This window comes from Brevundimonas sp., assembly GCF_035561115.1.
Classification (GTDB): domain Bacteria; phylum Pseudomonadota; class Alphaproteobacteria; order Caulobacterales; family Caulobacteraceae; genus Brevundimonas.
The window spans coordinates 1-10402 of sequence record NZ_DATMYH010000100.1; the positions used below are offsets into that span (position 1 = coordinate 1).

General features: G+C 71.3%; 14 protein-coding genes. 10 read left to right on the plus strand and 4 right to left on the minus strand.

Annotated features, from left to right (window positions below):
- From VN378_RS12995 to VN378_RS13005, 3 genes are all read left to right on the plus strand, one after another.
- Positions 1-100: hypothetical protein (locus VN378_RS12995; protein WP_325740175.1), on the plus strand; the 100-nt coding region annotated here is incomplete at its 5' end.
- Positions 101-244: 144 nt separating this feature from the next.
- Positions 245-889, plus strand: coding sequence for a peptide-methionine (S)-S-oxide reductase MsrA (gene msrA / locus VN378_RS13000; protein ID WP_325744001.1), 645 nt, complete (start codon positions 245-247; stop codon positions 887-889).
- A 61-nt stretch (positions 890-950) separates the two neighbouring features.
- On the plus strand, positions 951-1241 hold the full coding sequence (locus tag VN378_RS13005; protein ID WP_325744002.1) for a hypothetical protein: 291 nt from the start codon (positions 951-953) through the stop codon (positions 1239-1241).
- 25 nt (positions 1242-1266) lie between these two features.
- On the opposite strand, the gene VN378_RS13010 is transcribed toward VN378_RS13005, so the two are convergent.
- The gene (locus VN378_RS13010) at positions 1267-1899 is read right to left on the minus strand and encodes a TlpA disulfide reductase family protein (protein WP_325744003.1); all 633 of its coding nucleotides are present in this window, start codon (positions 1897-1899) and stop codon (positions 1267-1269) included.
- A gap of 58 nt (positions 1900-1957) precedes the next feature.
- On the opposite strand from VN378_RS13010, the gene argH reads away from it, so the two are divergent.
- From argH to lysA, 3 genes are read left to right on the plus strand one after another with little or no spacing between them, the layout of a single operon-like run.
- Complete coding sequence (gene argH / locus VN378_RS13015) at positions 1958-3325, plus strand: argininosuccinate lyase (RefSeq protein ID WP_325744004.1); 1368 nt, start codon at positions 1958-1960, stop codon at positions 3323-3325.
- Between the two features lie 9 nt (positions 3326-3334).
- A complete protein-coding gene (locus VN378_RS13020; protein ID WP_325744005.1) occupies positions 3335-3571 on the plus strand; it encodes a hypothetical protein in 237 nt (78 codons plus the stop codon).
- Positions 3572-3575: 4 nt separating this feature from the next.
- Positions 3576-4850, plus strand: coding sequence for a diaminopimelate decarboxylase (gene lysA, locus VN378_RS13025; protein WP_325744006.1), 1275 nt, complete (start codon positions 3576-3578; stop codon positions 4848-4850).
- 138 nt (positions 4851-4988) lie between these two features.
- Here the strand turns inward: lysA and VN378_RS13030 are convergent, their stop codons facing one another.
- The gene (locus tag VN378_RS13030; RefSeq protein ID WP_325744007.1) at positions 4989-5519 is read right to left on the minus strand and encodes a phosphoribosyltransferase; all 531 of its coding nucleotides are present in this window, start codon (positions 5517-5519) and stop codon (positions 4989-4991) included.
- Positions 5512-6453 (minus strand): MJ0042-type zinc finger domain-containing protein, encoded by a 942-nt coding sequence (locus VN378_RS13035; protein ID WP_325744008.1) that lies wholly within the window; start codon positions 6451-6453, stop codon positions 5512-5514. The genes VN378_RS13030 and VN378_RS13035 overlap by 8 nt, the downstream gene beginning before the upstream one ends.
- 68 nt (positions 6454-6521) lie before the next feature.
- Here VN378_RS13035 and VN378_RS13040 point away from each other — a divergent pair, with 68 nt between their 5' ends.
- The 4 genes from VN378_RS13040 to VN378_RS13055 are packed head-to-tail and all read left to right on the plus strand — an operon-like array spanning position 6522 to position 9524.
- A complete protein-coding gene (locus VN378_RS13040) occupies positions 6522-7232 on the plus strand; it encodes a cell division ATP-binding protein FtsE (protein WP_325744009.1) in 711 nt (236 codons plus the stop codon).
- On the plus strand, positions 7229-8110 hold the full coding sequence (locus VN378_RS13045; protein WP_325744010.1) for an ABC transporter permease: 882 nt from the start codon (positions 7229-7231) through the stop codon (positions 8108-8110). The genes VN378_RS13040 and VN378_RS13045 overlap by 4 nt, the downstream gene beginning before the upstream one ends.
- 9 nt (positions 8111-8119) lie before the next feature.
- Entirely contained in the window at positions 8120-8761 is a 642-nt protein-coding gene (locus VN378_RS13050) for a YdcF family protein (RefSeq protein WP_325744011.1), read from the plus strand.
- 1 nt (position 8762) lies between these two features.
- Positions 8763-9524 (plus strand): lysophospholipid acyltransferase family protein, encoded by a 762-nt coding sequence (locus VN378_RS13055; protein ID WP_325744012.1) that lies wholly within the window; start codon positions 8763-8765, stop codon positions 9522-9524.
- Between the two features lie 34 nt (positions 9525-9558).
- Here VN378_RS13055 and pdeM read toward each other — a convergent pair whose 3' ends face one another.
- Positions 9559-10290 carry a ligase-associated DNA damage response endonuclease PdeM gene (gene pdeM / locus VN378_RS13060; protein WP_325744013.1) on the minus strand — a complete coding sequence of 244 codons (732 nt, stop codon included), beginning with the start codon at positions 10288-10290 and terminating at the stop codon, positions 9559-9561.
- Between the last annotated feature and the right edge of the window lie 112 nt (positions 10291-10402).

Below are 10402 nucleotides of genomic sequence, written 5' to 3' on the forward strand. Positions count from 1 at the left end.
GCTGGACGGCAAGGGTGAAACCGCCCTGGCCCGCCCGACCGCCGACGGCGTGCGCGAGCCCCTCAACCGTCGCGCCACCATCGGCATCAACTTCCGCTAAACACGGAAGGCCGATCGGCCAGACAACAAAGCCGCCGGTCCCGAAAGGGGCCGGCGGTTTTTGCTTGGGGGCCCCTTGAAACCGCGGCCGGCCGGGGGCCGTATGTTGAGGACAGGGCGTCCTTCGCCCGCCGGAGATCGCTCCATGTCGCGTCGCGCCCTCGCCAGCCTCGTCCTGCTCGCCATCGCCGCCTGTTCGCCCGGCGATCCCGCCGAAAGCGCGCCCTCGCCAACCGCGTCCGCCCCCCAGGCCCGCGACAGCGGCCGGCGCGAGGTCGCGGTCTTCGCCGGCGGCTGCTTCTGGTCGACGGAAGCGAATTTCGAACACATGCCGGGCGTGGTCGCGGCCGTATCGGGCTTCGCCGGCGGCTCCAGACCGGCCCCGACCTACGAGCAGGTGGTGCGGGGCGGAACCGGCCACCTCGAGGCCGTCCAGGTCACCTTCGACCCGGCCCGTATCAGCTATCGGCAGCTGGTCGATCGCTTCTGGCTGACCATCGACCCCACCGACCCCGACGGCCAGTTCTGCGATCAGGGTCCGTCCTATGCGACGGCCGTCTTCGCCACCGCCGCCCAGAAGCCGGCCGCCGAGGCGTCGCGCCGCGCCGCGGCCGCGCGGATCGGGGCCGCCCGCTTCGTGACCCCGGTGCGCGACGCCGCCCGGTTCTGGCCGGCAGAGGCTTATCATCAGGACTTCGCCCGGCTGAACCCCGAACGCTATGCGGGCTACACCCGGTTCTGCGGCCGGGCGGCGCGCCTGCGCGCAGTCTGGGACGCCGCGTCGACGTGAGGCGCAACCGCGCCCCCTTCCCCGCGTTTACCGCCAAGGTTCATCGCTGAAGGGGACTCCCATGCGCATCCAGACCATCACGCTCGCCGCCCTCGCCGCCCTGTCGCTGGCCGCCTGCAGCCAGGCTGAACAGGACAACGCCCAGGCCGACGCCAACGAGGCCGCCGCCGATACGGGTCAGGCCGCCGGGGAAGCGGGCTCCGCGCTGAAGGAAGAAGCGGCCCAGGTCGGCTCCGCCATCGCCGCCGGCGCCGGCGAGGTTGCGCAGGAGGTCGACGAGGCGACCGACACCCTTGCGGAAAAGGCCGACGACCAGAAGGCCGAAACGGCGACCGACACCAGGGGCAACTGAGCCGTCGCGTCCACGTCGCCGGCGATCAGCCGGCGGCCGGGCGTCCTTCGGCCAGCAAGGCGTCGATCAGTTCGCGGACTTCGGGGCTGGCCCAGTCCGCCTCGCCCGAGAAATGGGCGCGGATGCGTCCCTGCCGGTCCAGCAACACCGTCTGGGGCATCTTGCCCTTGCCGGGTAGTTCGAACGGCAGCTGGAATTTCGGGTCGCTGTACAGCGGCAGCGGTTCATGCACGTCGATGAAGCTCTTCGCGTCGGCGATCCTGTCGGGGTCATTGTCGACATTGACGGGCAGGACGACGAGGTCCTGACCGGCATAGGCCTCGGCCAGCCGGGCCAGGGTCGGCATTTCGGTGCGGCAGGGCAGGCACCACATGGCCCAGACGTTCACGACGACGACCTTGCCGCGGAAGTCCGACAGCCGCGCGTCGGCGCCGTCGCGGGTCCTGAACACATAGGCGGGGGCCGGCTCCAGCGCGGCGGGGGTTTCCAGCGAGGCGATCGAGCCGCGCGCGAACCGCGCCAGTTCGCTTTTCGCGGCGGCCGGCGGCGCCGCTTTGTCGATCACGCCGGGTTTGGCGTATAGCAGCGCGGCGCCGCCGATCACGCCGATCAGCAGCACGCCCGCCATCACGCCCAGAACCGCCTTCGAGACCTTCATGTCCGATCCAACGCCCCCCGCCCCGACCAAAGCCGAACCGAACGCGGAAGGTCAAGACATGTGGGGCGGCCGCTTCTCGGCGCGCCCGGCCGACATCATGCAGGCGATCAACGTCTCGATCGCCGTCGACCGGCGTCTGTGGGCCCAGGATCTGGCCGGTTCACGGGCCCACTGCCGCATGCTGGCGAGGCAGGGCATCGTGACGCGGGCCGACGCCGACGCCATCCTGGGCGGGCTGGACGCCATAGAAGCCGAAATCCGCGGCGGCTCCTTCCCGTTCCGCGACCGGTTCGAGGACATCCATATGAATGTCGAGGCGCGGCTGGCGGAGCTGATCGGCGAGCCGTCCGGCCGGCTGCACACGGCGCGCAGCCGCAACGACCAGGTGGCGACCGACTTTCGCCTGTGGGTCCGCGACGCCTGCGACGCCGCCGTGGAGCAGCTGGAGGGGCTGCAGTCGGCCCTGCTGGTGCGGGCCGAGCAGCACGCCGGCGACCTGATGCCCGGCTTCACCCATCTGCAACCGGCCCAGCCGGTGACCCTGGGCCATCACCTGATGGCCTATGTCGAGATGTTCGGCCGCGACGCCGGTCGGTTCGCCGACGCCCGCAGGCGGATGAACGAGAACCCGCTGGGCGCCGCCGCCCTGGCCGGATCGCCCTTCCCCATCGACCGGCATATGACGGCCTCGGAACTGGGCTTCGACCGGCCCATGGGCAATTCGCTGGACGCGGTGTCGGACCGCGACTTTGCGCTCGAGAGCCTGGCCGCCGCCTCGATCGCCGCCGGCCATCTGTCGCGGCTGGCCGAGGAGATCGTCATCTGGATGACGCCCCAGTTCGGCTTCGCGGCCCTGCCCGACGACCTGACCACAGGCTCGTCGATCATGCCGCAGAAGCGCAATCCGGACGCGGCGGAGCTGGTGCGGGCCAAGACCGGCCGGATCATCGGCTCGCTGGTCGCCCTGTCGACGGTGATGAAGGGCCTGCCGCTGGCCTATTCCAAGGACATGCAGGAGGACAAGCCGCCGGTGTTCGAGGCCTTCGACGCCCTGACCCTGGCCCTGGGCGCCATGACGGCCATGGTCTCGGCGCTCCAACCGAACACGGAGCGGATGCGCGCCGCGGCCGGCTCGGGCTTCTCGACCGCGACCGATCTGGCCGACTGGCTGGTGCGCGAATTGAACCTGCCGTTCCGCAAGGCGCACCATGTCACCGGCGCGGCGGTGAAGCGGGCCGAGGCGCTGGGCGTGGATTTGTCGCAACTTCCCCTGGCCGAACTGCAATCGCTTGAAGCGGGCGTTACGGAAGCGGTTTACAAGGTGCTCACCCCTGAGGCCTCCTGCGCCAGCCGCAAGAGTTTCGGGGGCACGGCGCCGGAACAGGTCCGCGCGCGCATCGCCGAATGGAAGACGCGTCTCGCGTAGGGGATTGGGATGAAATCGATCGTCAGCCTGGGCGTCCTCGCCCTGTTCGCCCTCTCCGCCGCCGGTTGCGGCCGCATGGCCGACCTCGAGGCGCCGCCGGCGAAGAAGACCGAGCGCAGCCAGCGCGACGGCCGCGCCCCCGGCCTGCCCGAGCCCGCCACCGTCTATCGTCCGCCCAGCACCCAGCCGATCGACGGGGGTCCGACCAGCCCCTACAACGGCCCGGGCGCCCAGCCGAACCACTAGGCCCTTGCATCATTTCGACCGGATAGACGGCGCCCTTCATGCCGAAGGCGTGCCGCTGGAGGCGCTGGCGGCAGCCGTCGGCACGCCGGTCTATGTCTATTCGAGCGCGACCCTGACGCGGCACTACGGCCTGTTGCGCGAGGCGGCGGACGCGCATCGCGGCGCTCTTGGCGACGCCCTCATCGCCTTCGCGGTCAAGGCCAACTCCAACCTGTCGGTGCTGGCCACCCTGGCCCGGCTGGGCTGCGGCGCCGACACCGTATCTGAAGGCGAGATCCGGCGGGCCCTGAAGGCCGGGATTCCCGCGGACCGGATCGTCTTCTCGGGCGTCGGCAAGACGGATGCGGAACTGGCCTTCGCCATCGATGTCGGCGTGCGCCAGATCAATATCGAGAGCGCCGTCGAACTGGACCGGCTCATCGTCGTGGCCGCCGGCACGGGCGCGTCTCCGGAGATCGCCATCCGGGTCAATCCCGACGTCGGCGCAGGCGGCCATGCGAAGATCACCACGGGCGGCGCAGCGGACAAATTCGGCGTGCCCGTCGCCGACGCCCCGGCCCTCTACGCCCGCGCCGCCGCTTCGCCGCATGTGACGCCGGTCGGACTGGCCTGTCATATCGGCAGCCAGATCACGACGCTGGAGCCGCTGGAGGCCGCCTTCCGCGCGCTGAAGCGCATGACGCTGGATTTGCGGGCGCAGGGCCTGACCGTCTCGCGGCTGGATCTCGGCGGCGGCCTCGGCGTGCCCTATCATGGCCAGTCCGACCTGCCCTCGATCGCCGACTATGTCGCCATGGCCGCGGGCGTGCTGGACGGGCTGGAGGTCGAGGCGGCGTTCGAGCCCGGCCGGCTGCTGGCCGCCAACGCCGGGATCCTGCTCAGCCGCGTCATCCAGATCAACAAACGCGGCGACGGCCGACGCTTCGCCGTGCTGGACGCGGGCATGAACGACCTGATGCGCCCGGCCCTGTACGACGCCTTCCATGATCTCGTGCCCGTGCGCGCGCGTGAGGGCGAACCCGTGGCCTACGATCTCGTCGGGCCGATCTGCGAGTCCACCGACATCTTCGCCCGCGACCGACGCTCGCCGCCGCTTCAGGCGGGCGATCTGGTCGCCTTCATGGGCGCGGGCGCCTACGGGGCGGTGCTGGCCAGCGAATATAATTCGCGCCCGCTGGTCCCGGAGGTGCTGGTCGACGGGGACCAATGGGCAGTGGTTCGGGCGCGACCGTCCTATGACGAGATGTTCGAGCGGGAGCCGACGGCGGCGTGGCTGTAGCCGCCTCTCTCCTCCCTGTCGCGCAGCGATGGGGAGGTGGCGCGGCGCGCCTTCGCGCCGTGACGGAGGGGTAGAGGAGGCGCCCCTCCACCGCTTCGCGGTCCCCCTCCCCATTTCATGGGGAGGAGACGGAGCGCTTCAATCCAGCGCGCAGACGTCCGGCAGGCCGCGCAGGGCGCCGGCGTGATCGAGCCCGTATCCCACCAGGAACCGGTTCGGCGCCTCCCAGCCGACGAAGTCCGGCTCGGGGGCGCGCGGCAGCGGCCAGGGTTTCTTGGCGAAGACCACGGTCAGGACCTCGGACGCGCCCGCCCCGGTGGCGATCCGCACGGCCTCGGCCAGCGACAGGCCGGTGTCGAAGACGTCGTCGATGATCAGGACGCGGCGGCCCGTGATCGGCCGCTGGAAGGGGGCGTAGACATCGATCCGGCCCCGGCTTTCCTTCTCGTCGCCGTAGGACGCCAGCCACAGGGCGTCGAAGCGGACGTTGCGGCCCAGGCGCGACAGGGCGCGGGTCAGGTCGGCCGCGAACCACAGGCCGCCGGTCAGCAGGACGGCGGCGACGGTTTCATCATCAATGACGGGCGCGATCTGCGCCGCCAGGTCGGCGACGATGCGCTGAACCTCGGCTTCGGGCAGAAGGACGGTGGGCCTGGGGGTTTCAGCCATTCGAGGCGGATACCGCCTCGACCCCATGCATGTCCACCACCGGGACGGCGTCGATCGGCTGCATGTCCATCGGCGCGGAGTCGCCCGGCGACAGGGCAGGACGCAGGCCGCCGACGGCCGCCTCATGCAGCGGGGCCGAGGAGGGTTCGTGAACGGCGGGCGGCGGCGGCGCAGCGCGACGGCTGTCCGAACGCACCGGGGCGGCGGGGCGCGGCTCGGGACGAGGCGACGGCGCATCCAGCACGAAATCGACGCCGATGCCCTGACCGCGCGCGCCGGGATCGGCTATCACGGCGGCGAAACCCTGCACCTTGCCCGGCAGCACCGGGGCGGCGTCGATGCGGACCACGGCGTGGCCGATCTCGGCGCCCTGGGCGTCCAGCAGGGCGACCCGCACGGGCGGGGCGGTGCGTTCGTCGTCGCGGACGTTCCGCAGAGCGCCGGACACCAGCACCTTGCCCGGATCGCTGGGCAGGGGTCTGGCGGTGATGGCTTCGAAGTCCAGACCCGTGGGATTCACCGTCAGGCCGACGGCGGCATAGGCCTGGGCCGCGCGGGGGGCCATCTCGACCACCTCGACCCGGAACAACCAGGCGCTGGCCAGAAGGGCGGCGAAGCCCGAGGCGATTCCGGCCCAGACCACGCCATGCGTCGCGGCGCGGCGCAGGCGGCGCTGCTGCTCGGCGCGGGCGCGGAAGGCGCGGGGCAGTTCGGGGGCCGGCGTCTCCGCCAGCGATTCGGTTTCGGGCTCGTCGCGAGCGGTGAAACTGGCGGCCTCCGCCGGATTGGACGACACGGACAGCTCCAGCGGCTCGTCCAGCGTGGCCCGCCAGGTGTGTTTGCATTCCTTGCAGCGCACGGTGCGGCCGCCGGGCCCGATCGCTTCATCGGGGGTGAAATAGCTGGTGGCGCAGGACGGGCAGGTCAGTATCATGTCGGCTGACTGCGAGGCTCTTCGCCCCCTCCCGTCGCGGTTCGAAACCGCGTCCTGACCCAAAATCGATGTCCGTCCAGCCCCGCCGCGCCACACGATCCGCCGCCTCGACCGACACCGTCCGCCTGTCCGGCGTCGGGTTCGGCTATGCGGCGACGCACCGCGCGCTGCGGGACGTTAACCTCACCTTGCCATCGGGCTCTTTCCACTTCCTTACCGGGCCGTCCGGGGCCGGGAAGTCGACCTTGCTGAAACTGCTGACCCTGCAGCAGCGCCCCGACGCCGGAACCCTGCATCTGTTCGGCGAGGACGCCACCCGGGCGCCCCGCCGCGCCCTGCCCGACTTTCGCCGCCGCATCGGCGTGGTGTTCCAGGATTTCCGCCTGCTGGACCATCTGTCCGTGTTCGAGAACGTGGCCCTGCCGCTGCGGCTCGCGGGCGGCAAACAGGTCGACTACGCCGCCGACGTCGGGGAGATGCTGGACTGGGTCGGTCTGGGCGACCGGATGAACGACCTGCCGCCCTCCCTGTCGGGCGGGGAGAAGCAGCGGCTGGCCATCGCCCGCGCCGTGGTCGCGGGGCCGGACCTGATTCTGGCCGACGAGCCGACCGGCAGCGTCGACGCCGGGATGGGCGAGCGGCTGCTGAAACTGTTCCAGTCGCTCAATCGGCTGGGCGCCACCGTCCTCATCGCCAGCCATGACGAAGCCCTGGCTGAACGATCCGGGGCGACGATCCTGCGTCTTGAGGGCGGACGTCTGAGCGGAGGCCTGTCGTGATCCGCCGTCTGCTCTCGCGCCGCCCCTCCCTGCTCCCGCGCGACGCGGGCGGCGAGCGCTGGCTGGCCTCGCTGATCGCCGTCCTGTGCTTCCTCGCCTGCCTGTCGGCCGTCGGCGCCGTCGCGGCCGACCGCGCCGCTCATGGCTGGGCCCGCCAGCTGCGGTCCGAGGCCACCGTCCAGGTCCGTCCGCGCGTCGGCGAGACCGGGGCCGAGGCGGCCGCCCGCGCCGCCGAGACCCTCGCCGGCGTACCGGGCGTGACCGAGGCCGAGGCCATGGACCGCAAGACCGCCGAGGCCCTGCTGCGGCCGTGGCTCGGCGACGCCGTCCTGCCCGACCTGCCCATCCCCCATCTGGTCACGGTGCGGCTGGACCGGACCGGTCCCGCCAGCGCCGTCAGCCTGAGCCGCGCCCTCGCCTCGGCCGGACTCGACGCCACCGTCGACGACCACAGCCTTTGGCGCGGCGAGGTTGAGCGGTCGGCCGCCCTGATCACCGTCCTGGCCCTCGCCGCCTTCCTGCTGACCGCCGGCGCGGCGGGGGTCGCCGTCGCCTACGCCACCCGCGCGGGCATGGCGGCCCAGACGGGGGTGATCGAGACGCTCAGCCTGAACGGCGCCTCGGACGCCGCCATCGCGGGCCTCTATCAGGTTCGCTACGGCCTCGTGGCCGCCGCCGCGGGAGGCATCGGCGCCGCGGCCGCCATAGTCCTGGTGGCCGGCCTGCGTTTTCTCGGCGGAACGGAGGGCGTCACCCCCGCCCTGCCGCTGATGTGGAGCGACCTGTTGATCCTCTCGCCATGCCCGTTGGCGGCCGCTACGGTGGCGCTTGCGGCTGCGCGCTTCACTGCGCTGGCGCGATTGAAGGGGCGGCACTAGGTTAAGCGCATGAAGTTTCTGACTTTCATCGCGATTCTGGCGCTGATCTGGGCGATCGGCCTGTTCGCCTTCGCGGATCGGGTGCGCGGCTTCACGCCCGCGCCGGAGCCCGAGCGCGCCGACGCCATCGTCGCCCTGACCGGTCCGTCCGCCGAACGCGTCAACGCCGCCATCCGCCTGCTGGAACAGGACAAGGGCGAGCGGGTGCTGATCTCGGGGGTCAACCGCGAGGTCCGCCGTCAGGAGCTGCGCGCCCTGACGCCGGGCTCGAACAAGCTGTTCAACTGCTGCGTCGACCTGGGCTTCGAGGCCGAGGACACCCTGGGCAACGCCCAGGAAATCGCCGCCTGGGCCGCGGCCAAGGACTATGACAGCCTGATCGTCGTCACCTCCGACTATCACATGCCCCGGGCCCTGACCGAGATTCGCGCCGCCGCGCCGGGCGTGCGGCTGACGCCCTATGCCGTCGAGACGCCGTCGCTGGACAATTCGCGCTGGTGGAAGGCCGCGGTGACCGCTCGCCGGATGACGCTTGAATACATGAAATACCTCGCCGCCCTGGGCCGGGCCACGGTCGGCGGAGGCCGCCCCGCCGCCGGGGCCGCGCCGGCTGACGCCCCCATCAACGCCTCTGGCGAAAAGGCCGCCTGACGTGACCGCGATCCGGTCGCTGCTGTTCGTGGTCTGGCTCTATCTGTCGATGGCGCTGTTCGCCGTCGGCCTGTCGCCGGCCCTGCTGATGCCCTACCGCCAGGCCATGTGGGTGATCCGCGGCTGGGCGAAATTCATCTTCTTCGGCCTGCGCTGGATCGCCGGGGTCAAGGTCGAGTTCCGCGGCATGGAACACCTGCCCACCGGAGCCTCCCTGATCGCCGGCAAGCACCAGAGCATGCTGGACGTCATCGCCCCCTTCGCCGTGCTGCCCGACAACTGCTTCATCATGAAGAAGGAGCTGACGCCCCTGCCCTTCTTCGGCTGGTTCGCCTGGAAGACGAAGATGATCGCCGTCGACCGCTCGGCCCATTCGAAGGCGCTGAAGGACATGGTGCGACAGGCCCGCGCCCGTTTCGCCGAAGGCCGCCAGATCCTGATCTTCCCGGAAGGCACCCGCGCCCCGGTCGGCGCCCCGGCCGACTACAAACCCGGCATCGCCGCCCTCTATCGCGACCTCGACTGCCCCTGCACCCCCATGGCCACCAACTCGGGCGTCCACTGGCCGGCGCATGGCTTCCGGCGGTATCCGGGGACGGTGGTGTACGAGTTCCTGCCGGCGATCCCGGCGGGGCTGAAGAGGGCCGAGTTCATGGCCGTGCTGGAAGAGCGGATCGAGGCGGCGTCGAACGCGCTGCCAAGGGTCCCGATCCAACCTCTCACCGTGCATCCCGGCGAAAGCCGGGACCCAGTGCTTTCGTAAGGCATGCTGCCCGGGATTCGCGGAAACGCCGGGGTTATTTGAGCCTCTCCCACGCCAGCGCATGCACCCGCTCCCGCCCCAGCGCCGCGGCCATGGGCGGCTCCGCGAACAGGCCCGCGATGGCCGGATCCCTCACGTCCAGACCGCCGGTGAAGGCCCCGAACGCCGGCAGCACCGCCCGCCGCCCGTCCGTCACGAAACACGGCCGCCGCACGCCGCGCCCATAGGCCGCCACCCGCGCCGCCGGGTGCAGGTGTCCCGCGATCTCGCCCGGACGCACCCCGGCCTGCGGTTCATGGATCAGGCGCAGCGACCCCAGGTCCATCGTCTCGACCACCTCGCCGATCAGCTCGTCCATGGCGCCCGCCAGGGCGGCGATGTCGTGGTTGCCCTCCAGCCAGATCCAGTCGCGGCCCGCCGCCAGCCGGTCCAGCCGCGCCCTGTCCTCGGCGGCCATACGGTCCACCGACTTCGCATCGTGGAAACTGTCGCCCAGCAGGACCACCGCCGCCGGCTGCAGCAGATCGATCTCGGCCTCCAGCCGGTCCAGCGTCGCCCGGCTGTCGTAGGGCGGCAGCATCTGGCCGCGCGCGGCGAAGGCCGAGCCCTTCTCCAGATGCAGGTCCGCCGCGATCAGGGTGCGGTGGTTCAGCACCCACAGCGCCCCCGAACAGCGCAGCACGCAGGGCTCGCCCTCGATATGGACGCGCAATCCGCCGCTGGGGCAGCGCGCCGGCGAGAGGGTCTGTCTGAGCGCCGCGTTCATGACGCCGCTCCCGCAAATCCGGGCGGCGCGTCCGCCATCACCTCGGCGATCAGATCGGCCTCGCCGAAGCCATAGGCCGAGGCGTCCAGGATCATCTCCGCCGCCTGTCCCC